This is a genomic window from Streptomyces sp. NPDC006516 (assembly GCF_040611875.1).
Taxonomy (GTDB): domain Bacteria; phylum Actinomycetota; class Actinomycetes; order Streptomycetales; family Streptomycetaceae; genus Streptomyces.
Window position 1 is genome coordinate 107,018 of the sequence record NZ_JBEXPD010000006.1, and the last position, 26,017, is coordinate 133,034.

Here is a 26,017-nt window from a genome sequence, read left to right on the forward strand (position 1 = left end):
TCAGGAGCGGGGCGGGTTGTCCGGGTCGCGGTCGGATCCGAACTGCTGCTTGAGCTTGTCCTGACCGGTGTCTACGTGCTTGCCGTACTTGCCTTGGGTCCGGTCGTCGATCATGTCACCGGCCTTGTCGACGCCCTTTCCGGCCTGGTCCTCGTGGCCCTTGAGCATCTTCTTGATCTTGTCCATCGCGGACATGGCGGATCCTCCTCGCTCGGCTTCCCCCCACGCATCCACCCTCACCGCACATCGCCAGGTCCGCATCCGCGACAGGAGCCGAAGCGTCCTGTGGGGGGCCTCGACGTGTGAAGAGCGGCTGGCTGGGCAGATACCGGATGACCAGGGAGGTGGTGGCCGTGGGCCGCATCCGGATCGTCCGCCGACCGCAGCCCCCCACGGGGCCGCCCCCGCTGGACCTGAGAACCCCGTCCGGCCGGCCCCTGCCGTACTGACGCCCACGCGGACCTGGAGGGACTCGTGGGCCCAGGATGTGCGAGGCCGACATGAGCGATCACCGCCGGCCCCCGGAGGGGTTGCGCCCGGACGTAGCGCACTCCGCGCGCGTCTGGAACTACCTGCTCGGAGGCAAGGACAACTACCCCGCCGACGTCGAGGCGGGGGAGACGATTCTCACGGCGTTCCCCGACATCGCCGGCATCGCACGCGACCAGAGGGCCTTTCTCGCACGTGCCGTCCGCCATCTGACAGCCGACGCCGGAATCCGCCAGTTCCTGGACATCGGCACGGGGCTCCCCACGGCCGACAACACCCACGAGGTCGCACAGCGGCTGGCGCCGGAGTCCCGGATCGTCTACGTCGACAACGACCCGCTCGTCCTGACGCACGCCCGGGCCCTTCTCACCAGCACCCCGGAGGGAGCCTGCGCGTACATCGACGCGGACGTCCGCGACACCGGCCGGATCCTCGACCAGGCCTCCCGCACCCTCGATCTCGACGCGCCCGTCGGCCTCACCATGCTCGGCATCATGGGCCAGCTGCCCGACAGCGACGATCCGTGGGCCCTGGTCGCCCGTCTGATGGCGGCGCTCCCGCGCGGAAGTCATCTGGTCCTTGCGGACGGCACGGACACCAGTGAGGCGCTCAGCGACGCGATCGAGGCGTACAACGCGCATTCCGCGAACTCCTACCGTCTGCGGAGCCCGGCGCGGATCGCGAAGTTCTTCGACGGTCTGCGGCTGCTCGACCCCGGCGTGGTCAGGACGTCCGACTGGCGTCCGGAACCTGGCCGGGGCGAGGAGACGGCCGCCGGTCACGCGGTCAGCGGTGTGGGCCGCAAGCCCTGAGACCGCCGGCGAGCGGGGCGTATGCTCCGTAGGCATGATCGATCATTCCGCGCAGGCCCGGTCCGCCCGACGCACGAACTGGGCGGGCAACATCACCTTCGGTGCGCAGCAGCTGCACATGCCCGCATCGGTGGGGGAGCTCCAGGAGATGGTCGCCGGTGGGACGGCGGTGCGGGCGCTGGGCACCGGTCACTCCTTCAACACCGTCGCCGACACCGTCGGCTCCCTCGTCTCCGTCGCCGGGCTGCCCCGCGTGATCGAGGTGGACCAGGACGCCCGGACAGCGACGGTGAGCGCGGGTCTGCGTTTCGGCGAGATCACGGACACGCTGCACCGCCGTGGCCTCGCCCTGCACAACCTGGGCTCCCTGCCCCACATCTCCGTCGCGGGCGCCTGTGCCACCGGCACCCACGGCTCGGGTGTGGGCAACCACTGCCTGGCCGGTGCGGTCCGGGCCCTGGAACTCGTCACCGCGGACGGCAGCCTGGTGACCCTGCGCCGGGGAGACTCCGGCTTCGCCGGCGCGGTGGTGTCGATGGGGGCTCTGGGAGTGGTCACCCGCCTCACTCTTGATCTCGTACCCGCCTTCGACATCCAGCAGTGGGTGTACGAAGCCTTCCCCCAGGAGCGACTGCTCTCCCGGTTCGACGAGGTGATGTCCGAGGCCTACAGCGTGAGCCTCTTCACCGGCTGGCACGGCGGGGCCGTCGACCAGGTGTGGCTGAAGCAGCGCGTCACCGAGGACGGGCCCCGCACCGCACCGCAACGGTGGCACGGCGCGAAGCTCGCCACGGGGCCCCGGCACCCGGTTCCTGGCGTGGCCGCCGAGCACTGCACGCAGCAGTTGGGCGTCCCCGGCCCCTGGCACGCCCGGCTGCCGCATTTCCGTCTCGAATTCACCCCGAGCAACGGCGAGGAGCTGCAGTCGGAGTACTTCGTCGCCCGGCGCGACGCCGTGGCGGCCTACGAGGCCCTGGACCGCATCCGGGAGCGCTTCGCCCCGGTGCTCCAGATCGGCGAGATCCGCACGGTGGCCGGCGACGACCTGTGGCTGAGTCCGGCGCAGGGCCGGGATTCCGTGGCGTTCCACTTCACCTGGGTGCCCGACACCGCAGCGGTCACACCCGCGCTCGAAGCCGTCGAGGAGGCCCTCGCCCCGTTCGCCGCGCGGCCGCACTGGGGCAAGGTGTTCACCATGGCACCCGGGACGCTGCGAGGGCTCTACCCGCACTACGACGACTTCGACCGGCTCGCCGCCCGGTTCGACCCCGCCGGGAAGTTCCGCAACGGCTTCCTGGCGCACCACTTCCCCCGTGACGCCTGAGCTCCACCGAATGCCGTGCCGCTCCGTGGCCGGCGGGTCAGCTCCCCGCCGAAGGCCGCGGCGCGAGTTCCTCCACGAGTGCGGCCAGCTCCTCGCACGCCACCTCCGTCTCGTGACGGATGTTGTTGTGCTCGGTCACGATGGCCGCGAGCAGGAGCGAGGTGAGTGCGACGCAGCCGTTGAGGATGCACAGGTTGAGCATGACCTCGAGCACGGAGTGGTTCGCGAACGGACCCACACCTTCCGTTCCGGCGATGATCGCCATGACGGACATCAGGAGGGCGCACGGGGCGCTCCCTGCCAGCTGGAAGCGGAGGGCGGCCCACACCAGTACCGGGAAGAGCAGGTAGATCATGGACAGGGAGCTCCTGGTGGCGATGACCGTCGCCCCCACCGCGACGACCGAGAGCGCCACCGTCTCGATCCAGCGGTCGTCCATCCGCGGCATCCGCACCCTGCGCAGGACGATGAGGAGCGGCGTGACCATGAGGACCCCCATGGCGTCGCCTGCCCACCACGCCGACCAGACCTGCCAGAACTGGCTGGCGGGCAGAGAACCGCTCAGCAGCTGGACGCCGGTTCCCGCGGTGGCGCTGATGGTCATGCCTCCCATCGCCCCGAGGAAGACCAGGGCGACGCCGTCGCGCAGGCGGTCCAGTTCGGTGCGGAAGCCCACGACGCGCAGCGCGAGAAACGAGCATAGCGGTGCCAGGGCGCTGCCCACCACGATGGCGACGCCCCAGAAGGTGAGGCCGTCGCTCAAGGACATGACCGTGAGCAGGGATCCCACCGCGACTCCCGGCCAGATCCGTAGACCCGCGTACAGGAAGGCGGCGAGGGCGATGCCCGACGGCGGCCACAGCGGGGTGACGACCGAGCTCTCCACCGCCACCTGTCTGAGCAGACCGAGCTGTGCGGACCCGAAGTAGGCAGCGGCGATGACCAGCATCTGCACACCCAGCACGGCTCGACGTCTGTTTTCCTCGCTGCGGATCACGCATCTCATCAGACACCGCTGATGACGGCAGGCTCCGGTGACACGCGCGGTGGCCCTTCGCTCATCCCGGTTCCGGCGGGGTGGCGTCGTGGCGCAGAACGAGGACGGCCGCGTCGTCCTCGTGGCCCGTGAAGACCGCGGCCTGGAGCACCCGGTCCGCGAGTTCCTCCGCGTCGGCTCCGGCATGGGCGCTCACCAGCCGCCGGATCCGCTCCAGGCCGTCGTCGATCGACAGCGACGGTCCCTCTATGACTCCGTCGGTGAGCAGGACGAACGCACCGTCCACGGTGAGGTCGCGCCGAGTGACGGGGTAGTGCTGGCGGAGAGCGATCCCCAGGGGCAGACCCCCCGCGTCCGCGGTGATGCCTGAGCGTCCGTCCGCGGTCGCCCACACACAGGCGACATGGCCGGCGCGGGCGCTCCGCAGCTCCCGGGTCTCCGGATCCAGACGGAGGAAGGAACAGGTCGCGAAGAGGCTGGAATCCATCGAGAGGATCAGATCGTTCGTGCGGCCCATGACCTCACCAGGGTCGGCTGCCGTGCTGGCGATGGCGCGCATGGCGATGCGGATCTGCCCCATGAAGGCGGCGGCCTCGACGTCATGGCCCTGTACATCGCCGATGGCGAGGCCGAGCGCCCCGTCCGGCAGCAGGAACCCGTCGTACCAGTCGCCTCCGATGTCCAGCCCGTCGCGCGCGGGAGCATAGCGGGCGGCGGTCTGGAGCCCGGGCAGGGCGGGCAGCGCCGCAGGCAGCATCTTGCGCTGCAGGGCTTGCGCCAGTTCGACGCGTGCCTGGTGCAACTCCACTTCCTGCCGGGCACGGGCGGTCAGGTGCTGCAGTGTGCTGAGCAGGTCCTCTGCGCTCGCCGACCGGGGAGTTCGACGCCGGTTCATGGGCCGCTCCGCGTTGCGATAGTTCCTGCATCCTATTTCGGCGGTGAAACTCCTGCGAGCGCTGAGCCGCGGCCTGCGGACGGGCAGGTTCAGCCGGCTCGTCCCAGGGACGCGGTGAGCCGTCCCAGGGTCTCCTGCAGCGCCAGGACCTCCTCCACGGACAAGCCGGTGGCCTTGAGGATCGCCCGGGGCACGTGGAGGGCGCGCGCACGCAGCTCCGCTCCGGCCTCGGTGAGCCGGACCGTCACCGACCGCTCGTCCTGCGGGCTGCGCTCACGCGCGACGAGCCCCGCCGACTCCAGCCTTTTCAGCAGCGGAGACAGTGTGCCGGAGTCCAGGTGCAGCAGCTCGCCGATCGACTTGACCGGCAGCGGCCCGTGTTCCCAGAGCACCATCATCGCCAGGTACTGGGGATAGGTGAGCCCCAGGTCCTTGAGCGCTTCCCTGTAGACGCCGCCGAAGGCGCGCGAGGCCGCCTGCAGGGAGAAGCAGACCTGGTGGTCCAGCCGGAGGAGCTCGGCGTCCGGCAGATCCGACAGGCCGGGGACGGGGGCGGGTGGTGGCGTCATGGGTCCAGAGTAGCCTGCCGAGGCCATTCAGTTGTGCACAATTAAATTGTGTGTCACTCTCTTGGAGGTGGCCGGCCCGCGGTCACCTCCGTACGAGATGAGGACACCCCATGGACGCGCTGTACACCGCTGCCGCCACCGCGAACGGACGCGAAGGCCGGGCCGTGAGCTCGGACGGACGGCTCGACCTGGCACTCGCCCTGCCGCCGGCCCTCGGTGGCAACGGCGAGGGCACCAACCCGGAGCAGCTCTTCGCCGCCGGTTACGCCGCCTGCTTCGCCAGCGCGATGAGCTCGGTGGGCCGCGAGATGAAGATCGACACCAAGGACGTCGCGGTGACGGCCGAGGTCTCCATCGGCAAGGACGACACCGGCTTCGGTCTCTCCGTGGTCATGCGCGTCGAACTTCCGGAGGCGCTCGAGGGTGAGACGGGGCGGCAGCTGGTCGAGGCGACGCACGCCTACTGCCCGTACTCCAAGGCGACGCGCGGCAACATCGAGGTCGAGCTCGTCGTCGAGTAGTCGCCGGTTTGCCGCCCGCCGACCGGGGAAGCGGTTCTCCGGGCGGTGGGAGCGGGGCCCCGGGATCCGGCTGCGCCTACCCGCTCTGACGCCTCCGGGCGCCCGTCCGGGTGAGGTACTGCCCGGAGGCGGCGAAGCCGGTATCCCGGGTCCGCCGGGAGGCGGCCGGAGCCGAGCGCGTACACTCGGCTCCCGTTTCCGCTGATTGGCGGGCATAACCGATCGTTAGGCAGTTTCACGTGAGTTCCGCAGACACATCCGACGCGCCGATCTACGCCGGTCTGGTGGAGGAGCAGGGCGACGTTCCTGCCGAGGTGCGGCGCATCGCCGAGGAGACCTTGCTGGAGGTGGAGAGCGCGCTCGACTTCAGCGCGGTGCGCGCCTCGGCCGGCATGCGCTAGGGGATCATGCCGGGGCGCAGTGGGCAGGATCATTCCGCCGCCCACTGACCCCTCACCCCGTACGGAGCACCGCGTGACCGTCAGCCTGCACCCCTCCGCAACCGTCCTCTTCCAGGGGGACAGCATCACCGACGTGGGCAGGCTCGTGGAGCCGGACAAACCCCTGGGCAACGGCTACGTGCGGATCGCGGCCGACCTGGTGCGTGCCGCGCGGCCCGGCTGCGGTGTCACGTTCGTCAACCGGGGCGTCGGCGGCGACGGCGTCGCGGATCTGCGGGCCCGGTGGCGGCAGGACGCCGTCGGCCTCCGGCCCGACGTCGTGTCGATCCTCATCGGTGTGAACGACACCTGGCGCCGCTACGACTCCGGCGACCTCACCCCGGTGCGGGCGTTCGAGGACGACTACCGCGCCATCCTCACGCAGGTGCGGGAAGGTCCGGACACCCAGCTGATCCTCATCGAGCCCTTCCTCGTACCCGTGACGGACGAGCAGTGGGCCTGGCGTGAGGACCTCGATCCCAAAATTCAGGCGGTCCGCAGGCTGGCCGAGGAGTTCGACGCGGCGCTGCTGGCGGCGGACGGTCTGCTGAACCAGGCCGCCCGTGCCGCCGGCGGCGCCGAACACATCGCGGGGGACGGAGTCCACCCGACACCGCACGGGCACACCGTGCTCGCGGAGGCCTGGGCGGCGCTGGTGGGGGTGGGCCCCTCCGGGTCCTGAGAGACCGGAATCCTGGCCCAGACGGTCTTGCCCGCCGGGGTGGGCCGGGACCACCCCCATGAACTGCACAGCGCGTCGATGATGCGCAGACCCCTACCCCGTTCGAGCGATTCGTCGTCAGGGCGGAGCACGGGCACGTCGGGGTTCGGATCGTTCACGGCGCAGACGAGGGTGCTGTCCTGACGTGCCAGGCCCAGCCGCGCGGCGGGCGGGTCCGTGGGCTCCGCGGTAGACCGCAGACCGTGACAGACCGCATTGCTCATCAACTCGCCTGCCACGAGGGCGACGTCGTCCGCGCAGTAGCGCAAACCCCATGCCTCGAGCGCCTCGCGGACGAACGCGCGCGCCTGCCGCAGGCTGTCCGGGCCGGGTCCCAGCCCTCGCGTGGTGAAGCCCGGGGCAGCGATGCCCAGATCCCGTGCCAGCTCCTCGTGCGGGTCCGGAGCGACCTCCGCCCGACCTGGCGGGTCGGTCGCCGCCGCTGCGTCACCTGATGTGTTCTGCGCGTGCATGAGCGCTGATCATCCTCCGCACAAGGCCGGTCGATGGTGCCGTGGGGGCCGGGCGACCACTAGTATCCTCGCCGTCCGTCCACGCGGTGCAATTGCATCCGAAATTGCACCCCGGGGTGTGAGCAGGGGACAACTGTTCACCGTGAGGCGGATCCTGGCCGCGCACCAGGGGCAGTCCGCATTCCAGGCCGAAGAAAGGAATCGTTCGCATGCAGCACATCGACAACGGTGTTCCCGCCAACTCCCTCACGGGCGTGGAGTGGAAGAAGAGCCGTCACAGCAATCCGAGTGGCAACTGCGTCGAGATGGCGCTCCTGCCCGCAGGAGGAGTGGCCGTCCGCAACTCCAGGCACCCCGAAGGCCCCGCTCTCGTCTACACCCACGACGAGGTGCGCGCGTTCCTCGCCGGCGTCAGGGACGGCGACTTCGACGGCATGGCCGGCTGAGATCCGCAGAGCGAAAGGCTGAATCGGTACGGCTTTCACGTACCGGCAGGACCTCTTGGGGCTCCTGATGGCACACTGGCGTCACGACGCCCGTCCTCAGGAGTCCGCATGCCCGGAATCGAACCGCTTCAGCCGTTACGGAAGCCGGCGCTCGCGCAGGCCGCGGGGTCAAGTCCCACTGCCCTGCGGCTGGTTCTGGGTGCACAGCTGCGGCGTATGCGCGGAGAGGCGGGGTTCACCCCCGAGGCCGCGGCAGCCCGGATCCGCTGTTCCACCGCGAAGATCAGCAGGCTGGAGACGGGGCACTCCCCGTGCAAGGAACGCGACGCCGTCGATCTGCTCGCCCTCTACGGTGTGACCGATCCCGCGAGGACGGCCGAATTCATCGAACTGGTGCGCCGGGCAGGGCAGCGCGGCTGGTGGCGCAACTACGCCGACGTGCTGCCAGACTGGTTCGAGCCACTTGTGGGTCTGGAGGAGGCGGCGGCGTCGATCCGGACCTACGAGGGGCACTACATCCCCGGGTTGCTGCAGACGGCCGACTACGCCTACGCGGTGGTGCGTTCCGGACACGCCCTCGAGTCGGAAGAGATCACGCGGCGCCGGGTCGAACTCCGCCTCAAGCGGCAGGAACTGCTCCGGCGCCCCGACGCTCCCAAGCTCTGGGTGCTGCTCGACGAGGCGGTACTGCTGCGCCCCACGGGCGGTGCCCGCGTGATGCGTGAGCAGCTCGCACATCTGCTGGACATGACGGAAAAGCCTCATGTGATCGTGCAGGTGGCTCCGTTCGAGGTGACCGCACACACGTCTCCGGGCAACGGCATCACCTATCTGCGGTTCGCGCTGGAGGGGCTGCCCGATGTCGCGTACATCGAGCACCTGACCAACGCCACCTCGGTGAACAAGCAGGAGAGCACGGACGAGTACCGCTGGATCCTGGACTCCCTCAGCGCCCAGTCCCCGAGTCCGGCGGAGAGCAGGGACCTGCTGAGGCAGGCCCTCGGGCGCTACAGCTGAAGGGCAGGCGGCGCCGGCACGGGCGCCGTGGCTGAGAGGCAGGCCGCTCCGACTCGATGCCGTTGCGGCCTGCCCCGTTCCTGCTCGGCCCTCACCGCAGGGCGGCAGCCTGTCCGCGCCGGCACCGCTGGGCGGCCGTCCCTGCCTGTTCCGTCACCACTTGCGGCCGACGCCGCCGTACTCGATCCACTCCTGGGTTTCCTGCTTCGGCGCCAGATCCGAATCCGGTCGCCAGGTCGAGACCTCCACCAGGCCGGGCTCCAGGATGTCGAGGCCGTCGAGGAAGTCGCGCACGTCGTCCTGTCTGCGCACCCGTCCCCACTGGTTGCCGGTGCTCTTTGCCATGAAGTCGGTGACGAAGTCGCGTGTTGCGGCGTCCTCGCTCACGAGCTGGCACACCACGAGGAAGCTCCCCGGCGCCAGCCGGTCGGCCACCCTGCGCACCAGGCCCGCCGGGTCGTCCTCGTCGGGGATGCAGTGCAGCACGGACACGAACAGGGCGGCCACGGGCTCGTCGAGATCGATGAGCCGACGCACCTCGGGGTGACCCAGAATCCCGTCGGTGTCGCGCATGTCCGCCTGGATGACCGCGGTCCGGTCGTTCTCCTCGAGTATGGCCTTGCCGTGGGCCAGGACGATCGGGTCGTTGTCTATGTAGACCACCCTGGCGCCGGGGTCCACCAGCTGGGCGACCTGATGCACGTTGTCCTGGGTCGGCAGCCCGGATCCGTGGTCGATGAACTGGCGGATCCCGTACTCGGAGGCCAGATGGTGCACCACCCGCCGCAGGAACCGGCGGTTGTTCACGGCAAGGACCTTCGTGCTCGGCACGACCTCCAGCAACTGCTCGCACGCGACCCGGTCGGCGGGGTAGTTGTCCTTGCCGCCCAGGTAGTAGTCGTACATACGCGCGACGCTCGGTACGTTCACGTCGATGTTCTTCGGAATGGAGGTGTCCCCGTGGCTCATCCAGTCCCTCGCGGTTCTGAGAGAAGAAGTCGGTGTCAGTGAGGGGTCATGCTAGGGACCTCGTGGGGCGGCTGACAGTCCTCGGGGGAGTGAGGGAGGCTGCGTGACGACTAATCAGCCAGGTGCGAACCATGCCGGACACCCGTGCCGCCGCCATTCACCCTGCGAGCACCGGCATATGCCGTCCAACATCGCCATCGGGCTGTCAATATGCCCTGGTGGACAGCCCTTCCTCACATGAGGGCGCAAGGTGGCGGCCACGCTTCGTCCGTACAGAGCGTTGTTCCGATGCGGCTTGAAATCGACCGTGCATCCCTGAGGTGTTCACCGGTGGAACAGCCCGAAAGTGGGGTGTGGGTCGGCGTCGGACATTCACTGCCCCGCTCCGGCGCACTATCGTTGGGTGCATGTCCGCCCCTGAGCTGATCCGCATCGTCTCGCGCGACTCACCCATGGCCCTGGCCCAGGTCGAACGCGTCCGGGCCGAACTGGCCGCCCTGTACCCGGCCACCGTCACCGAGGTCGTTCCCGTGAGGACCACGGGTGACAAGTGGCTGGGAGACCTCTCGAAGGTCGAAGGCAAGGGGGCGTTCACCAAGGAGGTCGACGCGGCCCTGCTCGCAGGGGAGGCCGACCTCGCCGTCCACTGCGTCAAGGACATTCCGGCGGACCGCCCGCTGCCCGCCGGAACGACCTTCGCCGCCTTCCTGGAGCGCGACGACATCCGCGACGCTCTCGTCCACCCTGAGGGTCTCACTCTGGACCAGCTCACCGAAGGCACCCGTATCGGCACGTCCTCCGTACGCCGGGTCGCCCAACTGGCCTCCTCGCACCCCCACTTGACGTGCGTCCCGTTCCGGGGCAACGCCAACCGGCGGCTGGCGAAGCTGGCGGCGGGGGAGGCCGACGCGCTCCTCCTCGCCGTCGCCGGCCTCCACCGGATCGGCCGGCCGGACGTGATCAGTGAAACCCTCGGACCCGAGACGATGTGCCCCCCGATCGGAGCCGGCGTCCTCGCCCTGCAATGCCGTGAAGAAGACACCGCGACCATCGACGCGGTCGGCGCGCTGAATCACCCCGGCACCTTCCGTGAGGTGACGGCGGAGCGCATGTTCCTGCACGTTCTCCAGGGACACTGCAACTCCCCGATCGCCGGGTACGCCACAGCCCACCGCAACGGGGACCTCTCGTTGCGTGCCTGCGTCTTCACCCCCGACGGGAAGACCGTCCTCAACGCACACGAGTGGGCCGGTCCGCTCGACCCCGCAACGCTCGGCACCTCCGTGGCCGTCACCCTGCTCCGTCAAGGCGCCCGCGAGCTGATCGACTCGATCGCGCACTGAGCCGCCGGCTGCCGTACCGCAGTTCCATGACGTACGGGCCGCAGCGTGTCACTTCTCCGGCCCGTACGTCCGCGTAAGGTCGGGACCATGGTGCATGTACTGAGCAGCCGGGTGCTGCTGCGGCCCAGTGACCCCGATGCCTCGCGCGACTTCTACGGAGGGACGCTCGGGCTCTCCGTCTACAGAGAGTTCGGAACGGGCCGGGAGCGGGGGACGGTCTATTTCCTCGGCGGCGGCTTCCTGGAGGTCTCCGGACGTGCCGATGGGCCGCCGGCCGACACACTGCGGCTATGGATGCAGGTCGAGGACTGCGCGGCGGCGCACGAGGAACTGTCGGCGCGCGGCGCGCGCATCCTGCGGCCGCCGGTCCAGGAGCCGTGGGGGCTGATCGAGATGTGGATCGCGGACCCGGACGGCCACCGCATCGTCCTGACCCAGGTCCCCTCGGACCACCCGCTGCGCTACCGCCCTTGAGACGCCGGGGCGAGGACCGCGAACGTGACGCGGGCGGCCTGTGCGATCAGAGCGTCCCGGTGCTCCGCCTCCCGGGTGCCGCGACGCGAGAGCGCGGCGAGCACGACGGGGTCGGAGTCCGGCGGCCTGATGGCTCTCGATCGTGGGACCCGCACGGCGGATGCCGCGCCGGCACGGTTCCACAGTAGGCCGGTGCCCCCGATCAGCCGCCGACCCGCCGACCCGCCGACCGGGGTGTCGCGGGCAAGATGACGTCGCGTACGGCGACGGTGGCGGGGGTCGCCTCGTCGCATCCTCCGCCCGGCGTCAACACCCCTTGTGCGCTCCGGAGTCCAGGCGTATCCGGGTCAGTCCGTCCTCGCCGGCTGGGCCAGAGGCGGACTTGTCGAGGACATAGGCGGTGCTGTCGTCGGTCACCTTGACGTGATTGGGGAGCGCACTCGTGGCCACGGTCTCCACGACGCTTCCCACCCGCGGATCGACCACCGAGACGCTGTTCGCCAGGCGGTTCACGACCAGGACGTTGCCCGAGCACGGCTCGGTAGCCACGGATTTCGCGCCTTCTCCTGTGGGTACCGACCGGGCGACCGTGCCGCTTTTCAGATCCACCACGGAAAGTGTGCCCGAGCCCTGATCGGCCGTGTAGGCGGTCCGGCCGTCCCGGGAGAGCGAGATCGAGAGCGGTCCGGTGCCCGTGGGGATGAGCCGCGGGGCCGAGGAACCCGGGGTCAGCTCGATGATCCGGCTGTTGGTGAAATCGGTGGCGTAGACCGTCCCGCTCCGCTCGTCGACCGCGAGACCCGTCGGGCCGCTGCCCTCCACGGTGACTCGCCTGACCTCCTTGAAGGTGCGGCTGTCGAAGGCGACAAGTGCGCCGTCGCTGAAGGAGCTCGCCCACACGAGGTCCCGTCGCTCGTCCACGACGACCTCACGGGAGTGGTTCACGTCCGGGCGTGTGGCGAGATGCCTGCCGGTCCTCTGGCTGTATACGGCGACGGAGTTGTTCCGGGTGTTGGTGACCCAGAGGGTGTTGTGCTCGTCGTCCACATCGATGCCGTAGACGGCCTCCACCGTGCTGCCGGTGGGAGGTGTGTAGGCGGCCTCCACCTCGAGAGTGGAGGGGTCGATCCGCAGGAGCTGGGATCCGGTGGTCGGGGCCGGCGGCTGCCCCACGGAAGCGGTGGCCCACAGCACGTCGTTGCGCTCGGAGTAGGCCGACTGGTAGAGACCCTGCGCGAGCGGCACCGTCGTGACGTGCGGGCGGTGCAGGGTGCTGGTGCCCGCCGATGCGGTGCCGGCCGGCGCGAGTGCGGTGCAGGCGGCGAGGGCCACGGCGGTCGCCGCGGCGCGGCGGACACGGCGGTTGAGCGAAGCCATGGGTGCTGTTCTCCCTGGCGGGCACCTCCTGCGAGGCGCCCGCGGTCTGCGGACGCGGATGGACCGCGCCCTTCTCTTTCGGCTGCCGGGGGCCCGGATGCACGGAGACGCGCGGAGTGACGGGCACTCAGCACGCGGATTCTCCAGGGCTCGACCTCCCGAGTAAAAGTTAGGCAAGCCTAAGCTAATCTTTGCTCAAAGGGCAACCGGAACACGGGTTCACGTCCCGCCATCACCGCTCGGTCCGGTGTGCACCGGCCCACCGGCGAGGGCCGGTTCGTCACAGTAGGGCCGGTAGCCTGGCCGCCGTGAGGGCAGGTACCGAGACGACCAGGCTCGTCATCGTGCGCGGCAACAGTGCCTCAGGTAAGTCGAGCGTGGCCGGTGGCCTCCGCGACGCCTTCGGCCGGGGCCTGGCCCTGGTCGCCCAGGACAACCTCCGTCGCGTGGTGCTACGAGAACGGGACCGGCGGGGCGCCGCGAACATCGGCCTGATCGACATGACCGCCCGCTACGCCCTGGACGCCGGCTATCACGTCGTGGTCGAGGGCATTTTGTACGCCGACCACTACGGCGACATGCTCGCCCGGCTGCGCGCCGACCACCGCGGCCCCACCTGCGCCTATTACCTTCACGTGCCGTTCGAGCAGAGCCTCGCCCGGCACTCCACCAAGCCGATCGCCGACGAGGTCGGTGAGTCGCAGTTGCGCGCCTGGTACCGGGAACTGGATCTGCTGCCGAACGGCATCGAGACCGTCATCGGCGCCGACAGCAGCCTCGCCTCGACCGTCGACCGCATCATGCGCGAGACCGGTCTGGCCGCTCTCCCCGCCATGGAGTCCTGAGGCCCGGCGGAAACGCGCCGTACCCCCTGACGCGCCGTGCGTGACCGCATCACCCCTCGGCGGCAGGGCGTGGAGATGCTGTGCCGTCAGGGGTTGAAGCTGCCGCAACGGCAGCTTCTACCGTCATGACCAGGGCCGGAGAGGCCGGCCCGGTGGAGCGTTCGTGAGGGAGCTGTCATGCGGTGGCCGATCGCGGAGGTCGCCCGGATGTCGGGTGTGACCGCCCGCACTCTGCGGCATTACGACGAGATCGGGCTCCTGCCTCCGGCCCGGATCGGAACCAACGGGCACCGCTACTACGAGGAGCCACAGCTCCTGCTGTTGCAGCAGATCCTCGTGCTGCGGGCGCTCGGAGTGGGCCTGCCGGAGATCGGCCGCGTACTGGCCGAACAGGTCGACGAGGTGGAGGCCCTGCGCGGTCACCGGCGCCGACTGCTCGCGGAGCGCGACCGGCTGGATGCCCTGGCCGAGACCGTCTCGCGCACGATCGCCGAACTGGAACAGTCCAGGAAGGACGGAATGCCCATGACTGCCGTCAACCGACCGGAGAACCTGTTCGAGGGTGTACAGCCCGCTCAGTACGCAGACTCACTGCGCGAATTCCCCGAGCACGCCGACGCGGTCGGCCGCCGCACCGCAACGATGAGCCAGGAGGAGGTCGAGGCCGGACACCGTGAGCGCACGGCGCAGATGATCCGGCTGGCGGATCTGCTGGCCGCCGGCCACCCGGCCGACGCCGCACCCGTACAGGCCGAGATCGACGCGCAGTACCAGGCGCTCAGCCGTCTGCGCGCCGTGTCCGGCGAGGAGTTCCGTGCGATGGGGCGCTCCTGCGTGGACAACGAGCGGTTGCGGACGGCGTACGAAGCGATCGCGCCCGGTCTGGCCACGTACCAGCGGGACGCCGTCGAGGCCTACGCCGCGTCCGAGCTGCGCTGAGCCGGCACCCGGGACGGCGGCGAAGGGCGAAGCCCTGCGGCGCCGTCACCGGGCGGTGCGGCCGACATGTGGCTCGTGGCAGAGAACGGTGGGCCCACCGCTCGTCGCTCCATCCGCGCGGGGGGTGGAGCGACGAGCGTGAGGAGGATCAGTCCGGCCATGACAGAAACCGCGGGTGGCGCGACGGCGGGTGGCTCAGGCGCGGATGGTGCGCGGGTGGACAGGTCCCGCTGAAGGCTGCCACGAGCGCCCGCCTACACAAGCCGATCTGCTGCGTCGAGCCCTCGGCTGATCGCTGGCGCCACCATGAACCTCTCCCGCCCGGCCGGGTGAGGGCCGGGGTCGGCACGCTCCGGTGCCGTGTGCGCCATCGGGACGAGGGTGGTGTTTCCGGGCCGCGCACACTAGAACTGGGCCTCATGTATGACCAGCAGCCCCCTCACCCCGCCCGGATGCCCTTCCCCCCGGGGGCGTATGTGCCGCCGCGAGCACCGGAACTCAGTGCCGGCTACCGGCGCTGGGCTCGCATCCTCGTCGGGCTCGCGATCGTCATCGCGGTCCTCGTGGTGGCCGCGGTCGTGGTGAGCGTCGTCCTCCTCGTGCAGGCGGACGCTGACTCGGCGAACGCCGCCTACGGTTACCTCGCCATCGTGCTCTGGGTCGGGATCGCCCTCGCGATCCCTGTCCTGCTCGCGGTCGCCATCCCTGGCGCGGTCATGACCCGGCGTGTGCGGCAGCAGAGGCAGGCGGGGATCACGTGGCCGTGACGCGCCGTCAGGCGTGTGGAACGGCGGCTGTGGAGCAGCGGAGCCATCCGCCGCGCCGAGCGGGCCGCGCCGACAGTGATACGGCGCGGGGTTCTGCCCCTGCGGGCTCAGCGTTCGGTGCGCGCCGGGTTCGCCGGGGGCTGGGGACGACGGTCCGGAGGCAGAGCGCACGCGGGCGTCCCGCCCGGCAGACGTTCACGGTTGTCCGCGACGAGCCGGTAGACCCCGTGGGCGAGCCAGCGGAACGGCGGCAGGGTGAGCAGTGCTCCCAGAACACTCCAGCCCTTTCCGGCGCTCAGCAGCAGCTTGGCGACCGCCTGCGCACCACCGTGGATCGAACCGGTCGGCGTGATCCACAACACCTCGTGCACGGCGCGCTCCTGAGTCGTACCCAAGGATTCAAGATCGGCGAACTGCCAGGGGCTGATCTCGCAGCGGGGCCGGATACGCCGTTCGGCGAAGATCACCGAGGACGTGCAGAAGGAGCAGTCACCGTCGTAGACGAGTACAGGTCGGGTGCGCATGACTCGATGATGCCGCACAGCGCGGCGACGCTCCGCCATGCCTACGGGGACGGTGGCGTCGCCGCCCAGGCCGAGGGCCGGGGCGCGCTTCGGCGCCGGGGCATGGCGGAGCGTCGCACGTGGCGGTCACGACGAGTCCTGGCGGGCGACAAGGACCGCGGAGCAAAAGGATCGGCTACTTTGCGGAACCTTTACCCGGGGCGGGCCGTTGACCAAGTGAGCCGACGGGCTCCTGACCGATCATGCAGACGAAGACCGAGGTGACCTCAATGGCAGTGTGGGACCGGCTCAAGGATCAGGCCAGGACTCTCCAGCAGTCCCAGGGCGCGCGGGGGGCGAGCGGCGGACGAACCAGCAGTGGCAGCGGGCATGGATCGCACGGGTCCAGCGGCGGATCCCGTGCCCAGCTGGTCAGTACGCTCAAGTCGCAGCTCGCCTCACTCAAGACGGAGCTGAAGAGCGGCGCGTACCGGGACGCCAGCATGGCCATGTGCGCGCTCGTCGCGGCAGCGGACGGGCACGTGGACCCCGCCGAGCGCCAGCACGTGGAGTCGATGATCCTCGGCAACGAGGTGTTGCAGAACTTCCCGCCCGAGCAGCTGCGGCAGCGCTTCGGCAAGCACGTCGACCAGTTGACCTTCAACTTCCAGCAGGGCAAGGCCGACGCGATGCAGGAGATCGTCAAGACGGCCAAGAAGCCGACCGAGGCACGTGCCGTACTCCAGACCGGCATCGTCATCGCCGGCGCCGACGGCAACTTCTCACAGGCCGAGCACGCGGTCCTTCTGGAAGCGTGCACGGCACTCGGGCTGTCCCCCGCGGAGTTCCAGCTCTGATCCGCATCCGAGAGGGCGGCCTGTTGCACGCCGGGGCGCAGCGTGCTCGTTCGGCGCCCGACCTGGCGTGCGCAGGCGAGCTGAGCGCATCGCGGCGAGGCTCCGGGACAGAGCTAAGGAGGCCGCGCGAGCGCGTGAGCGTCGGTGATGCGACGGCACCTCGCTGAGCCCCGGCCCTTGCCCGGGCCGAGAGCGGCCGTGCTTCGAAAATCAAAAGGGCTGAGCGGTCGATGTCGCCCGTGTTTACATGGGCGGCATGGTCTCTGCTGAGCGCTTGCTCGCCTTCGCGGCTATGTCGTTCCTCCTCATCGTGGTACCCGGTCCCAGTGTGCTCTTCGTGATCGGGCGAGCCCTGGCACAAGGACGCCGCGCGGCGCTCACCACGGTCGTGGGGAACACGTTCGGCGCCTACGTGCTGATCGTCGCCGTGGCTCTCGGGGTCGGATCGGTCGTGGAGCGGTCCGTCCTGGTGTTCACCATGCTCAAGCTCGTCGGTGCCGCCTACCTGGTGTATCTGGGCGTCAGAGCGTGGCGGCAGCGGGCCTCACTGCAGGCCGCGTTCTCGGCGGAGACGTCCACACAGGGTGGTCTGCGCACGCTGTGGGAAGGCTTTGCGGTCGGTGTGGCCAACCCGAAGACCATCGTGTTCTTCGCTGCCGTCCTTCCGCAGTTCGTCGACCGAGCACAAGGCCACGTCGTGATGCAGATGCTCGTGCTGGGGCTGGTCTTCAACATCATCGCCGTGGCCTGCGACAGCGCGTGGGGACTCGTCGCGGCAACGGGGCGCGACTGGTTCGCCCGCTCCCCCCGCCGGCTCTCCCTGGTCGGGGGCGTCGGCGGCCTGACGATGATCGGCCTAGGAGTCACGGTGGCGGTGACTGGGCGCAAGGAATGATCCCTGGACCGTGGCGTACTCGCGGCAATGCCGTGGGAACGGTGGGGGCGTGCCCGGGTGTCGAGCCGGCTGCGGTTCCTCCACCCCTGCGCCCGGATCGCCGGAAGTCCGCACCGACCACGCCCCGAGCAGCCGAGGAACTGTCCGAGGGGCTGACAGGCTGCCCGAGCAGCCAAAGGCATGCCTGAGCGGATGGCGGGGGTTTGCCCGAGTGGGTGACCAGCCGGTGGGCCGAGGGATACCGTTGAAGGGCCACGCCAAGTCCGCCCCCTGGAGCCCTCGATGAGCGAGCAGCCGGCCGTTGCCGACCCCTCACCAGAACGGAAGCCGCTGGAGCCCGAGGCCGCCGACGCGGTTCGCGCGTACGCCGCCAGAACCCGTGCGAACGCCGACCGCCTCGCCGCGGTTCTCGAGGACATCGCCGCCAACGGCCTGCCCTCGCTGGACGAGTGCACCCCCTGGGAGGACCTACGCGACGCTCGCCTCGCCCAGCTTGCCGACGTACGCCCCGCCGTCGCCTGATGGCTCCCAGGCGAGCCCGTATCGCGTTCAGCGACTCCGCGGCCAAGCAACTGGAAGAGCTCTCCGAACGCGCCGTGCATGCTCTCGACCGCACTCTCGTCGCCGTCAGCGTCGACCCCGACATCGGTGAACCCATCGGCGGCACCACGGCATCCGGCCCGGCGGGGCAGCCCGCCCTGCGCCAGTACACCGACGAGGTCGAGGACGTGCGTGTCCTGTACTTCGTCACTGCACTGCATACCGTTGTGGTGATCGCCTACATCGAGGCCTGAGCTCGCGCGCTCCCGGCGGTCCCTCGATCCCGCATCACGCCCTTGCCGCAGCCGGGTCCCAGGGGCACGGAGGGGGCCCTCTCAGGGCGCTCGACGGCGGGCGCGCCGCGCTCGGCGGTGCCCTGGCTGCCTGCCACGTCACTCCGGCCGGTAGCCTCGGCAGGAGCAGGTAGCACGCGAGCCACCGGACGGAGTCAGCATGACCGACAGCGCCGGTGTCGTGCTGGAAGGCCTCGACAGCATCCGGTCCGACATCGAGGATCTCTACAAGGACCTCCACCGCCACCCCGAACTGGGCCTGCAGGAGCACCGTACGGCGAAGAAGGCCGCCGACTCCCTGCGCGCCCTCGGCTACCAGGTCGTCGACGGCATCGGCGGCACCGGTGTGATCGGGATCCTGGTCAACGGCGAGGGCCCCACCGTCATGGCCCGGGCCGACATGGACGCCCTTCCGGTCCGGGAGCAGACGGGCCTGCCCTACGCCTCCACGGCGACCGTGACCGGGAGTGACGGCACCGAGCTGCCTGTGATGCATGCCTGCGGGCACGACATGCACGTCGCCGCCCTGGTCGGCTGCGCACGCCTGCTGGCCGAGCGCAAGGAGGCGTGGAAAGGCACCTTCGTGGCGCTGTTCCAGCCCTCGGAGGAGCGTGGCGACGGCGCGGACGCGATGCTCGCGGACGGTCTGACCTCCAAGGCGCCCCACCCCGATGTGGTGCTCGCCCAGCACGTGTTGCCCTACCCGGCCGGCTACGTGGGCACCCGCGCCGGATCCTTCCTGTCGGCGGCCGACAGTCTGCGCATCACCGTCCACGGCAGGGGAGGGCACGGCTCGATGCCGCAGGTCACGGTGGACCCGGTGGTGATGGCCGCCATGATCGTCGTACGCCTGCAGACCATCGTCTCCCGTGAGGTGGCGGCTCTGACCCCTGCCGTGGTCACGGTAGGGAGCATCCACGCGGGCACCGACCCCAACATCATCCCGGACCGAGCCGTCATCCAGGTGAACGTCCGGACGTACGACGACGATTCGCGCGCCCGGGTGCTGGCGGCCATCGAGCGGGTCGTGACGGCCGAGTGCCAGGCGTCCGGTGCTCCGAAGCCGCCCGAGATCGAGAAGATCACCTCGTTCCCCCCGACGGTCAACGACGTCGAGGTGACCCAGAGGGTCGCGGAGGCGTTCGCCGGGTACTTCGGCGAGGACGCGCAGACCGTCGACGTGCAGACCGCCAGCGAGGACATGAGCAAGATCCCCGGAGCGTTCGGCGTACCGTTCACCTACTGGGGCATCGGCGGTTCCGACCCCGCGCTCTTCGCGACGGCCGACGGCGCAGGCGCAGGACACGTCCCGGTCAACCACAGTCCGCACTTCGCCCCCGTACTCCAGCCCACACTCGACACCGGCGTGAGCGCCCTCGTCGTCGCGACGCTCTCCTGGCTCTCGGACTGAGGTCCACGCGGCAGGCTGCCCGCCCCGGCTCACGCGTGGCGCGTCCGGTGAGTGGGAGCCGGTCGGGGACGAAGCGTCGGCGGGCGGCTACCACTGCGCCTGTGCATGCGGGGACAGGGGTGGCCTGAGGGCCGGGCCGTGGCTAATAGGGTGACCCGCATGTCTGTCACGTTGAGTTCCACCAAAACCCGCGCCGCTCTGCGTACTTCGGCACGCGTCTCGGGTGAGTTGATCCTGGTCCTGGTCATGGCCTCTGTGGCCGTGTGGGTCCTGGGCCGCATGTGGTCGATCGTCTGGCCGCTCATAGTCGGCCTCTTGCTCACCACGCTGACCTGGCCCTCCGCGCGTCTTCTCCGCAGACGAGGGTGCCCCCCGGCTCTCGCGGCCTCGGTGGTGACGGTGCTCTTCCTTCTCGTCGCCGTGGGGGTCGTGGCCCTGATCGCTGTACCCGTGGCATCCCAGTCCGGTGATCTGGCCGACGGTGTGGTGGAAGGCATCCAGAGGCTGCGCGAGTGGGCCTCAGGCCCCCCGCTCAACATCGGCGACGACCAGATCACCGGCGCGTTCGACTCCGCGACCGAGCGCATCCAGGACAGCGTCGGCAGCATGGTCACCACTGTCTTCACGGGTGTGAGCACCGTCGTCGACGGGGTGGTCACCGCAGTCCTGGCGGTGTTCCTGATGTTCTTCATGCTCAAGGACGGCACCCGGTTCCTGCCGTGGCTGGGCCGTCAGCTGCCCGGACGTCTCGCCACCGATGTCCCGACCGTGGCCGCGCGCGGCTGGACGACACTGTGCGAGTTCGTACGCTCCCAGGCCTACGTCGGCCTGCTCGACGCCGTCCTCATCGGCATCGGCCTGTGGATCGTGGGCGTTCCGCTGGTGCTTCCTCTGGCGGTTCTGACGTTCGTGTCCGCGTTCGTGCCGATCGTCGGTGCCCTCTTCGCGGGCTTCGTCGCCGTACTCATCGCGCTCGTGTCGAACGGCCCCACCGACGCACTCATCGTCCTGGCGATCATCCTGGTGGTGCAGCAGCTGGAGGGCAACGTCTTCCAGCCCATGATCCAGAGCCGTGGACTCGGCCTGCATGCTGCTGTGGTGCTCCTGGCGGTGACGTTGGGCGGCAGTCTGGCCGGCATCGTGGGCAGCCTCCTCGCCGTGCCCGTCGCCGCGGTGATCGCCGTGATCTGGAACTACGTGCGTGAGCAGCTCAGCGATCCGGTCCAGGAGCCGGAGAGCCAGACATCACCGAGCGGGGCTGTCGCCGCCTCGTGACTCCGGAGCGCTGCCCGGCCCGGGGAACGGGCCGGGCAGTGCCGCTTTCCGCCCTTTCTGTCCGTGTTCCTGCGCCGGTGGCAATCCAGCCACCCGCGAGAAGGACCGGAGCCCGGACCGGCTGCGCATCCCGCAGGTCTGAATCACGGACATGGGGGAACGCGTGTTCCAACAAACAAAGGAGCCGGTCATGTTGGGAATCGCCGCAGCTGTACTTTTCTTCATCGCCTTTCTGATCAATGCTGCCGACATCACGACGAACGATGTCTTCAGCTCGGTGAACGTCATGCTGATCGGACTGGGCCTGCTGGCCCTGCACGTCGCGGGAATCGGCCACGGACGGCGAACCGGTCGACGGTGAGTACCCGCCGAGAGGCGGACAGGCGCCTGCCCCGGTGAGGACCGGTGGCAGGCGCCTTGCGCGCGGCGTCCGTCCCGGCACCAGCCCGGGGCGCCATCGACCCAGCCACTGCCATGAGTGCCCGGCAGGTGCTCCAGGCTGCCGGGCGCTCCCGCCGCCCCACCTCCGCAGTGCGTTCCGTGTGCGATCCATGCGCGGCTCATGGAGTGATCGAAGGTACGGTGGTCGCAGGAGGTGACCCCGTGTCCGCTGAGAACGAGCTGTTCGGAGCAGTCGACGCCCTGTTGGATCAGGTCGCGCAGGACGAGCTGCCCGCCCCCGCCGAGCGTAAACGGTTGCGTGAGGCGGCCGGGCTGAGCCAGGCACAGATCGCCGGCGCCCTCGACGCACGCCGAGAGGCGGTGGGCAGCTGGGAGAGCGGCAGGACCGAGCCCCGGCCACCGAAGCGCGCAGCATACGCACGGCTCCTGGCGGGACTCGCCGCCCGCTTCCCCACCCCTGAACCCGCCTTCGCCGCGCCCGCGGACGCACACCGAGGGCCGACGGCCCCCGCGACCGCGCCCCCGTCGCAGGCCGCCCCTGCGGAGAAATCACCGCAGCCTGCGGGCGCCCCGGTGTCACCGCCGCCCGCCGCCGTGCCGTCGCCGGCGGTCGACGAGCATTCCCGCCAAGCGGCACGTACCGCACGTACTGCAAGGACCTCGTCCCCGCAGCGTCGCCCGGCCACGAAGCGGACGGTGACGCCGAAGGCGGCCGCGAGGCCCGTGCAGGCCACCGCCGTCGATCCCCGGTTCGAGAACGGACCGCTCGCCGTCCTCGACGTGGAGGACGGACACGTCCTGGCCCACTGCGTCGGGGGCCTCGTCCTGGATGTGCCCGCCAGATCTCTGCCCGCGCTGGTCGAGTGGACCCTGTCGGAGGCGAAGCTCGGGGCTCCCAGGCTGAGCGGTCCGGGGAAGGACCAGGACCCGCTGCTCGTCCTGACCGAGGCCGCCTGCGAGCGCTACGGCCTGCCCACCCGGCTCAGCCAGGAGGAGCGGCTGTCCGGGCGGGTTCCCGACGACCACAGAGCGGTCAGGCAACTGGCCCGCGCCGACTGGAAACTGACGAAGCGAGGGCTCGGGCCGTGGGCCAGGATCTACCGCCCCGCCCAAGGCGGCAGGCGGGCCTGTGTCCAGCTGTGCCTCCCCTCCTGGGGAGCGCTCGACACCCGGCACTGGGGCGACGCGGCCCAGCTGCCTGCTCCCGACATCGCCCGCATGCTCGGCACGTACGCGTCGCGCGTGATGACCCCCCGCGGTTCCACAGCCGTGACCGGCCTGGAACTCATGACCGCCCTCCACCCGCCGACCCGAGCGGGCGTGCCGGACGGGGCGGGCAAGCGGCACAGCGAGTACAACCCCGGATCGCTGGGCAGTGAGCCGGTCGACTGCGCGCCGTGCGAGGCCCCCGACGGGCACCCGTTGCTGAGGCACCTGCCCCGGTTCCATCAGCGAGGGCCGGCGGAGATGCTGATGGAAGAGGCGTACGACTGGGCGCGACCGATGACCGATGACGAGTACGCCCTGCGCTACGTCGTCGGTATCGACGTCAACATGGCTTTCGCCGCCGGAGCGAACGGCGCGATCGTCGGCCTGGGGGCGCCGACGCACATCGAGCGCCCCGTGTTCGACCCGAAACTGCCGGGTTCCTGGCTGGTCGACCTCTCGCACATCGAGCTGGACGAACGACTTCCCTCGCCCTTCACACCGAGGGGCGACCGGCCGCAGGGGCCGGCCTGGTACGCGACACCCACCGTGGCGTACGCGGTGGAGCTCGGGCACACCGTGGCCCCCACCGAGGCCTACGTGCGCTTGGAGAACGGCCGCTATCTGGACGGCTGGTACAACCGGCTGCGCGACGCCTACGTATCCACCATGGCCGACCTCGGCGTCGTGGCCGATCTTTCTCCGGAAGAGTTCCTGGCGGCCATGGACGGCTACCGCGAGCGGGACCCGCAGCTGGCCGTCGTGCTGTCCGCTGTGAAGGCCACCGTCAAGGGCGGCATCGGTAAACTGCGTGAACGGCCGCGTGGCGAGAACTGGAAGCCCGGCGAAGCGTGGAGGGCTCTCTCCCGTCCGACGTGGCGCCCCGACATCCGCGCCACCGTCATCTCCAGGGCGCGCGTCAACATGCACCGCAAGATGCTGAAGCACGCGACCTTCACTGGGAGGTATCCCGTCGCGGTCCTCTCCGACTGTGCCGTGTACGCCGCCGAGGGGCCGAGCCCTCTGGACTTCCTGCCCTACCGGCAGGGCAAACCACTGCCGGGCGGCTTCCGTCTCGGCGTCTCGCCCGGGATGGTCAAGCACGAGGGTTCCCAGACCGTCCTGTGGGCCGAAGGCGTACGGGAGGAGCACGGCCAGGAGCTCAACCTCGCCCGCTACATCAAGGACGGGCATGTCACCGCTGCGGACATGGGGGAGTAGTACGCCATGAGCATGTTCGGAGAGGGCCTCGACCGGGCCGTGGAGCAGGCGTTCACCCGTCCCGTCCCCAAGTCCGCCGGGGCGCAGATGCGTTACCTCGTCAAGCAGTACAAAGGCACGCGCGCGGTCGCCCAGATGCTGCGCGTGTCCCAGCGTACGGTCGAACGGTATGTGAAGGACCAGATCAAACGGCCCCGTAAGGACCTCGCCCTGCGCCTGGAGAACGAGGTGAAGAAGCGCTGGCAGCCCCAGATCCGTGCCAAGGCGAAACAGGCCGCGGCCACCAGCACCGGTCTCGTCATCGATACGCGTGCCCGCTTCGGATACACCGCGGCGCCCGGGACCACCGACGACGCCCGGCTGCGGCACCTCACGGTCGCCCTGCCGCCGACGTACGCCGCTCGTCTGTTCGAGGCCCGGGACCGCGGGGACTCCGATCAGCAGCTCCGGGACATCGCGGCCGAAGGCCTCCAGGAGGTCTACTTCAAGGACGGCGGCCGACGCGCGGCCGGACTGGCCGTCGAGTACACGGACCTGGAGCACATCGCGTTCGACCTGTGAGCCCGTAAGGCGTCGAGGCCGCCCGACCGCCTTGGAGCGCAGCCACGCGGCCATGGCCGACGTGAACCCGCTACGTCTGCGATGCCCGCGTCGGCCGGGCATCAGCCCAGCCAGCGGCCCTCGCGCATGAGATCTCGCCCTTGCAGTTCGTCGGCCTCCCGCCAGGCCTGGATGCGCTGAGGCCGAATCAGGAAGTACTGGTAGGGCTCGGCGAGACCTCTCGGATCGAAACCGGTCCTGGAGGGAGGTTCGGCGGTCGCGGTCAGAGGCGGACCTGCTCCGTCACGACGAAGACGCTGCCACCGGCAGGTACCCGCCCGGCGGATTCCCGGTCAACTCGCCGAAACGGGCGTGGAATACGGCCTGCGAGGCACAGCCGACCGTGCGCCAGACCTCGCCGCCATCGACGTCTTCCCGCCGCAGCAGCGCCGTCGCGTGCTCGATACGACGCGCCATCAGATAGGCGTACGGCGACCGTCCGTACGCGAGCCTGAACAGCCGGCTGAGGTGACCGGCCGCCATGTTCGCGTCCCGGCCGAGCGCCTCGACGTCCAGAGGCTGTGCGTACTCCCTGTCCATCCGGTCGCGGACGCGCCTCAGCCGCGCGAAGTCCTCCCGGCGTTGTGCCTCGATGAGGGCGCGCCTCAACCCTGGATGACACATGAGGTAACTCCTTCCACCGGGCGAGCGAGGTCAGGGTGCATGCTGAGGACGTGTACGGGCCGAGGCCGCGGAGAGGTCCATGCCCATGACGTTAACCGCGGTCCGGCCGCCAGTGCTTCTCGATTCCTGATCGGTCCGCCCCGTGTCCTACGTTCGCCCCCTGACCTGATCCGGTCGAGTTGGCGGTGACCTTCAACCAGCCTGTACCCGGGCGGCGTGCAGGTTGTCGAGAATCGCTGAGACCGTCTGGTCCGCCGTCTGCTCCGACGTGTCCAGCCAGAGGCCGACGTTTCGCGGCGTCTCCTCGCGCAGAGTGTGGTCGAGGGCGTCGACCGTCCAGGCAGTGCCGTATCCGGTCTTCGGGCGCTCCGTTTCTCTGCTCTGCACGGCTGCGGCGGAGGGAGCCAGCACGACGACGTACAGGGGGCGGGTATGGACCCTGGCGACATACCGGCTCAGGTCTTCCCCCAGGACGATGTCCTGGACGACCGCGGTCCAGCCGTGGCGCGCATACTCGTCGGCCACCAGCGCGGACAGCCGGTAGCGCAGTTCCAGTTGAGACCTGGCCTCGGCGGTCTCTTCAGGCAGAAGTTCCTCCCGGCCGGACACCATCATTCGTCGAAAGACGTCGCCGCGCACGTGGGCAGCTCGGGATAGCTGCCCTGCCAGCAGTTCGGCCACGGTGGACTTCCCCGCGGCCATCACGCCGGTGATCAGGACGACTGCGGAACCCAGCTCGGTGTCCACGCGGACCTCTCATGTACAGACGGCA

Annotated in this window: 30 protein-coding genes and 2 pseudogenes; 21 read left to right on the forward strand and 11 right to left on the reverse strand. The window is 69.9% G+C overall.

The features are described from left to right. Entirely contained in the window at window positions 1–195 is a 195-nt protein-coding gene (locus ABZY45_RS18720) for an antitoxin (protein ID WP_356741266.1), read from the reverse strand. Between the two features lie 305 nt (window positions 196–500). Between ABZY45_RS18720 and ABZY45_RS18725 the strand changes: the two genes are divergently transcribed. Together ABZY45_RS18725 and ABZY45_RS18730 are read left to right on the forward strand one after the other, a co-directional pair. Next, window positions 501–1,301 carry an SAM-dependent methyltransferase gene (locus ABZY45_RS18725; RefSeq protein ID WP_356741268.1) on the forward strand — a complete coding sequence of 267 codons (801 nt, stop codon included), beginning with the start codon at window positions 501–503 and terminating at the stop codon, window positions 1,299–1,301. Window positions 1,302–1,335: 34 nt separating this feature from the next. Further along, window positions 1,336–2,625: an FAD-binding protein gene (locus ABZY45_RS18730; protein ID WP_356741270.1), complete on the forward strand. Its 1,290-nt coding sequence runs from the start codon at window positions 1,336–1,338 to the stop codon at window positions 2,623–2,625. Between the two features lie 37 nt (window positions 2,626–2,662). Here the strand turns inward: ABZY45_RS18730 and ABZY45_RS18735 are convergent, their stop codons facing one another. From ABZY45_RS18735 to ABZY45_RS18745, 3 genes are all read right to left on the reverse strand, one after another. Then, window positions 2,663–3,622, reverse strand: coding sequence for an MASE1 domain-containing protein (locus tag ABZY45_RS18735; RefSeq protein WP_356741272.1), 960 nt, complete (start codon window positions 3,620–3,622; stop codon window positions 2,663–2,665). A gap of 61 nt (window positions 3,623–3,683) precedes the next feature. Then, a complete protein-coding gene (locus tag ABZY45_RS18740; protein WP_356741274.1) occupies window positions 3,684–4,517 on the reverse strand; it encodes a PP2C family protein-serine/threonine phosphatase in 834 nt (277 codons plus the stop codon). Between the two features lie 89 nt (window positions 4,518–4,606). Further along, complete coding sequence (locus ABZY45_RS18745; RefSeq protein WP_356741276.1) at window positions 4,607–5,086, reverse strand: MarR family transcriptional regulator; 480 nt, start codon at window positions 5,084–5,086, stop codon at window positions 4,607–4,609. Window positions 5,087–5,196: 110 nt separating this feature from the next. Here ABZY45_RS18745 and ABZY45_RS18750 point away from each other — a divergent pair, with 110 nt between their 5' ends. The 3 genes from ABZY45_RS18750 to ABZY45_RS18760 all read left to right on the forward strand — a co-directional run bounded on the left by ABZY45_RS18750 (window position 5,197) and on the right by ABZY45_RS18760 (window position 6,729). Further along, a complete protein-coding gene (locus tag ABZY45_RS18750) occupies window positions 5,197–5,607 on the forward strand; it encodes an organic hydroperoxide resistance protein (RefSeq protein ID WP_356741278.1) in 411 nt (136 codons plus the stop codon). 239 nt (window positions 5,608–5,846) lie between these two features. Beyond that, window positions 5,847–6,008 carry a hypothetical protein gene (locus ABZY45_RS18755; RefSeq protein ID WP_356741280.1) on the forward strand — a complete coding sequence of 54 codons (162 nt, stop codon included), beginning with the start codon at window positions 5,847–5,849 and terminating at the stop codon, window positions 6,006–6,008. Window positions 6,009–6,081: 73 nt separating this feature from the next. Further along, window positions 6,082–6,729 carry an SGNH/GDSL hydrolase family protein gene (locus ABZY45_RS18760; RefSeq protein WP_356741281.1) on the forward strand — a complete coding sequence of 216 codons (648 nt, stop codon included), beginning with the start codon at window positions 6,082–6,084 and terminating at the stop codon, window positions 6,727–6,729. Between the two features lie 23 nt (window positions 6,730–6,752). Here the strand turns inward: ABZY45_RS18760 and ABZY45_RS18765 are convergent. After that, window positions 6,753–7,241 (reverse strand): annotated as a pseudogene (locus tag ABZY45_RS18765) (ATP-binding protein); the annotation flags it as partial. 209 nt (window positions 7,242–7,450) lie between these two features. Between ABZY45_RS18765 and ABZY45_RS18770 the strand changes: the two are divergent. Both ABZY45_RS18770 and ABZY45_RS18775 read left to right on the forward strand, forming a co-directional pair. Beyond that, entirely contained in the window at window positions 7,451–7,687 is a 237-nt protein-coding gene (locus ABZY45_RS18770; RefSeq protein ID WP_356741282.1) for a DUF397 domain-containing protein, read from the forward strand. 108 nt (window positions 7,688–7,795) lie between these two features. Then, entirely contained in the window at window positions 7,796–8,704 is a 909-nt protein-coding gene (locus ABZY45_RS18775) for a helix-turn-helix transcriptional regulator (protein ID WP_356741284.1), read from the forward strand. Window positions 8,705–8,857: 153 nt separating this feature from the next. Here the strand turns inward: ABZY45_RS18775 and ABZY45_RS18780 are convergent, their stop codons facing one another. After that, window positions 8,858–9,673 carry an SAM-dependent methyltransferase gene (locus tag ABZY45_RS18780; RefSeq protein WP_356741285.1) on the reverse strand — a complete coding sequence of 272 codons (816 nt, stop codon included), beginning with the start codon at window positions 9,671–9,673 and terminating at the stop codon, window positions 8,858–8,860. 407 nt (window positions 9,674–10,080) lie between these two features. Between ABZY45_RS18780 and hemC the strand changes: the two genes are divergently transcribed. Both hemC and ABZY45_RS18790 read left to right on the forward strand, forming a co-directional pair. Further along, the gene (hemC, locus tag ABZY45_RS18785; RefSeq protein WP_356741286.1) at window positions 10,081–11,016 is read left to right on the forward strand and encodes a hydroxymethylbilane synthase; all 936 of its coding nucleotides are present in this window, start codon (window positions 10,081–10,083) and stop codon (window positions 11,014–11,016) included. Between the two features lie 87 nt (window positions 11,017–11,103). Next, complete coding sequence (locus tag ABZY45_RS18790) at window positions 11,104–11,490, forward strand: VOC family protein (protein WP_356741288.1); 387 nt, start codon at window positions 11,104–11,106, stop codon at window positions 11,488–11,490. 306 nt (window positions 11,491–11,796) lie between these two features. Here the strand turns inward: ABZY45_RS18790 and ABZY45_RS18795 are convergent, their stop codons facing one another. Continuing rightward, a complete protein-coding gene (locus tag ABZY45_RS18795; protein ID WP_356741290.1) occupies window positions 11,797–12,867 on the reverse strand; it encodes a YncE family protein in 1,071 nt (356 codons plus the stop codon). A gap of 299 nt (window positions 12,868–13,166) precedes the next feature. On the opposite strand from ABZY45_RS18795, the gene ABZY45_RS18800 reads away from it, so the two are divergent. From ABZY45_RS18800 to ABZY45_RS18810, 3 genes are all read left to right on the forward strand, one after another. Then, window positions 13,167–13,712, forward strand: coding sequence for an AAA family ATPase (locus ABZY45_RS18800; protein ID WP_356741626.1), 546 nt, complete (start codon window positions 13,167–13,169; stop codon window positions 13,710–13,712). Window positions 13,713–13,889: 177 nt separating this feature from the next. Continuing rightward, window positions 13,890–14,651, forward strand: coding sequence for a MerR family transcriptional regulator (locus tag ABZY45_RS18805; RefSeq protein WP_356741292.1), 762 nt, complete (start codon window positions 13,890–13,892; stop codon window positions 14,649–14,651). A gap of 419 nt (window positions 14,652–15,070) precedes the next feature. Next, window positions 15,071–15,418, forward strand: coding sequence for a hypothetical protein (locus ABZY45_RS18810; protein ID WP_356741294.1), 348 nt, complete (start codon window positions 15,071–15,073; stop codon window positions 15,416–15,418). Between the two features lie 107 nt (window positions 15,419–15,525). Here ABZY45_RS18810 and ABZY45_RS18815 read toward each other — a convergent pair whose 3' ends face one another. After that, complete coding sequence (locus ABZY45_RS18815; protein WP_356741296.1) at window positions 15,526–15,942, reverse strand: DUF393 domain-containing protein; 417 nt, start codon at window positions 15,940–15,942, stop codon at window positions 15,526–15,528. A 269-nt stretch (window positions 15,943–16,211) separates the two neighbouring features. Between ABZY45_RS18815 and ABZY45_RS18820 the strand changes: the two genes are divergently transcribed. The 9 genes from ABZY45_RS18820 to ABZY45_RS18860 all read left to right on the forward strand — a co-directional run bounded on the left by ABZY45_RS18820 (window position 16,212) and on the right by ABZY45_RS18860 (window position 24,582). Beyond that, entirely contained in the window at window positions 16,212–16,778 is a 567-nt protein-coding gene (locus ABZY45_RS18820; protein WP_356741297.1) for a tellurite resistance TerB family protein, read from the forward strand. A gap of 256 nt (window positions 16,779–17,034) precedes the next feature. Beyond that, window positions 17,035–17,673, forward strand: coding sequence for a LysE family translocator (locus ABZY45_RS18825; RefSeq protein WP_356741299.1), 639 nt, complete (start codon window positions 17,035–17,037; stop codon window positions 17,671–17,673). A gap of 282 nt (window positions 17,674–17,955) precedes the next feature. Then, on the forward strand, window positions 17,956–18,195 hold the full coding sequence (locus tag ABZY45_RS18830; protein WP_356741300.1) for a hypothetical protein: 240 nt from the start codon (window positions 17,956–17,958) through the stop codon (window positions 18,193–18,195). After that, a complete protein-coding gene (locus ABZY45_RS18835) occupies window positions 18,195–18,467 on the forward strand; it encodes a hypothetical protein (RefSeq protein WP_356741302.1) in 273 nt (90 codons plus the stop codon). Before ABZY45_RS18830 ends, ABZY45_RS18835 begins: the two co-directional genes overlap by 1 nt. Window positions 18,468–18,666: 199 nt before the next feature. After that, window positions 18,667–19,917: a M20 family metallopeptidase gene (locus ABZY45_RS18840; protein ID WP_356741304.1), complete on the forward strand. Its 1,251-nt coding sequence runs from the start codon at window positions 18,667–18,669 to the stop codon at window positions 19,915–19,917. Window positions 19,918–20,076: 159 nt separating this feature from the next. Further along, window positions 20,077–21,192 carry an AI-2E family transporter gene (locus ABZY45_RS18845; RefSeq protein WP_356741306.1) on the forward strand — a complete coding sequence of 372 codons (1,116 nt, stop codon included), beginning with the start codon at window positions 20,077–20,079 and terminating at the stop codon, window positions 21,190–21,192. Between the two features lie 190 nt (window positions 21,193–21,382). Next, the gene (locus ABZY45_RS18850) at window positions 21,383–21,553 is read left to right on the forward strand and encodes a hypothetical protein (RefSeq protein WP_356741308.1); all 171 of its coding nucleotides are present in this window, start codon (window positions 21,383–21,385) and stop codon (window positions 21,551–21,553) included. 242 nt (window positions 21,554–21,795) lie between these two features. Next, window positions 21,796–24,021, forward strand: coding sequence for a helix-turn-helix domain-containing protein (locus ABZY45_RS18855; RefSeq protein WP_356741310.1), 2,226 nt, complete (start codon window positions 21,796–21,798; stop codon window positions 24,019–24,021). Window positions 24,022–24,027: 6 nt separating this feature from the next. After that, window positions 24,028–24,582: an XRE family transcriptional regulator gene (locus ABZY45_RS18860; RefSeq protein WP_356741311.1), complete on the forward strand. Its 555-nt coding sequence runs from the start codon at window positions 24,028–24,030 to the stop codon at window positions 24,580–24,582. Window positions 24,583–24,683: 101 nt separating this feature from the next. On the opposite strand, the pseudogene ABZY45_RS18865 reads toward ABZY45_RS18860, so the two are convergent. The 3 genes and pseudogenes from ABZY45_RS18865 to ABZY45_RS18875 form a co-directional block, all read right to left on the reverse strand. After that, a pseudogene (locus ABZY45_RS18865) lies at window positions 24,684–24,824 on the reverse strand (pyridoxamine 5'-phosphate oxidase family protein); the annotation flags it as partial. A 40-nt stretch (window positions 24,825–24,864) separates the two neighbouring features. Beyond that, window positions 24,865–25,245 carry an AraC family transcriptional regulator gene (locus ABZY45_RS18870; RefSeq protein ID WP_356741313.1) on the reverse strand — a complete coding sequence of 127 codons (381 nt, stop codon included), beginning with the start codon at window positions 25,243–25,245 and terminating at the stop codon, window positions 24,865–24,867. Between the two features lie 192 nt (window positions 25,246–25,437). After that, window positions 25,438–25,992, reverse strand: a complete 555-nt coding sequence (locus ABZY45_RS18875) for an AAA family ATPase (protein ID WP_356741315.1) — start codon at window positions 25,990–25,992, stop codon at window positions 25,438–25,440. Between the last annotated feature and the right edge of the window lie 25 nt (window positions 25,993–26,017).

Bases quoted from the DNA above. Each gene is read 5' to 3' on its own strand.
- ABZY45_RS18720 (WP_356741266.1), bottom strand. From the start codon at position 195: ATGTCCGCGATGGACAAGATCAAGAAGATGCTCAAGGGCCACGAGGAC.
- ABZY45_RS18725 (WP_356741268.1), top strand. From the start codon at position 501: ATGAGCGATCACCGCCGGCCCCCGGAGGGGTTGCGCCCGGACGTAGCG.
- ABZY45_RS18730 (WP_356741270.1), top strand. From the start codon at position 1,336: ATGATCGATCATTCCGCGCAGGCCCGGTCCGCCCGACGCACGAACTGG.
- ABZY45_RS18740 (WP_356741274.1), bottom strand. From the start codon at position 4,517: ATGAACCGGCGTCGAACTCCCCGGTCGGCGAGCGCAGAGGACCTGCTC.
- ABZY45_RS18745 (WP_356741276.1), bottom strand. From the start codon at position 5,086: ATGACGCCACCACCCGCCCCCGTCCCCGGCCTGTCGGATCTGCCGGAC.
- ABZY45_RS18750 (WP_356741278.1), top strand. From the start codon at position 5,197: ATGGACGCGCTGTACACCGCTGCCGCCACCGCGAACGGACGCGAAGGC.
- ABZY45_RS18770 (WP_356741282.1), top strand. From the start codon at position 7,451: ATGCAGCACATCGACAACGGTGTTCCCGCCAACTCCCTCACGGGCGTG.
- ABZY45_RS18775 (WP_356741284.1), top strand. From the start codon at position 7,796: ATGCCCGGAATCGAACCGCTTCAGCCGTTACGGAAGCCGGCGCTCGCG.
- ABZY45_RS18780 (WP_356741285.1), bottom strand. From the start codon at position 9,673: ATGAGCCACGGGGACACCTCCATTCCGAAGAACATCGACGTGAACGTA.
- hemC (WP_356741286.1), top strand. From the start codon at position 10,081: ATGTCCGCCCCTGAGCTGATCCGCATCGTCTCGCGCGACTCACCCATG.
- ABZY45_RS18790 (WP_356741288.1), top strand. From the start codon at position 11,104: ATGGTGCATGTACTGAGCAGCCGGGTGCTGCTGCGGCCCAGTGACCCC.
- ABZY45_RS18795 (WP_356741290.1), bottom strand. From the start codon at position 12,867: ATGGCTTCGCTCAACCGCCGTGTCCGCCGCGCCGCGGCGACCGCCGTG.
- ABZY45_RS18805 (WP_356741292.1), top strand. From the start codon at position 13,890: ATGCGGTGGCCGATCGCGGAGGTCGCCCGGATGTCGGGTGTGACCGCC.
- ABZY45_RS18810 (WP_356741294.1), top strand. From the start codon at position 15,071: ATGTATGACCAGCAGCCCCCTCACCCCGCCCGGATGCCCTTCCCCCCG.
- ABZY45_RS18815 (WP_356741296.1), bottom strand. From the start codon at position 15,942: ATGCGCACCCGACCTGTACTCGTCTACGACGGTGACTGCTCCTTCTGC.
- ABZY45_RS18820 (WP_356741297.1), top strand. From the start codon at position 16,212: ATGGCAGTGTGGGACCGGCTCAAGGATCAGGCCAGGACTCTCCAGCAG.
- ABZY45_RS18825 (WP_356741299.1), top strand. From the start codon at position 17,035: ATGGTCTCTGCTGAGCGCTTGCTCGCCTTCGCGGCTATGTCGTTCCTC.
- ABZY45_RS18830 (WP_356741300.1), top strand. From the start codon at position 17,956: ATGAGCGAGCAGCCGGCCGTTGCCGACCCCTCACCAGAACGGAAGCCG.
- ABZY45_RS18835 (WP_356741302.1), top strand. From the start codon at position 18,195: ATGGCTCCCAGGCGAGCCCGTATCGCGTTCAGCGACTCCGCGGCCAAG.
- ABZY45_RS18840 (WP_356741304.1), top strand. From the start codon at position 18,667: ATGACCGACAGCGCCGGTGTCGTGCTGGAAGGCCTCGACAGCATCCGG.
- ABZY45_RS18845 (WP_356741306.1), top strand. From the start codon at position 20,077: ATGTCTGTCACGTTGAGTTCCACCAAAACCCGCGCCGCTCTGCGTACT.
- ABZY45_RS18850 (WP_356741308.1), top strand. From the start codon at position 21,383: ATGTTGGGAATCGCCGCAGCTGTACTTTTCTTCATCGCCTTTCTGATC.
- ABZY45_RS18860 (WP_356741311.1), top strand. From the start codon at position 24,028: ATGAGCATGTTCGGAGAGGGCCTCGACCGGGCCGTGGAGCAGGCGTTC.
- ABZY45_RS18870 (WP_356741313.1), bottom strand. From the start codon at position 25,245: ATGTGTCATCCAGGGTTGAGGCGCGCCCTCATCGAGGCACAACGCCGG.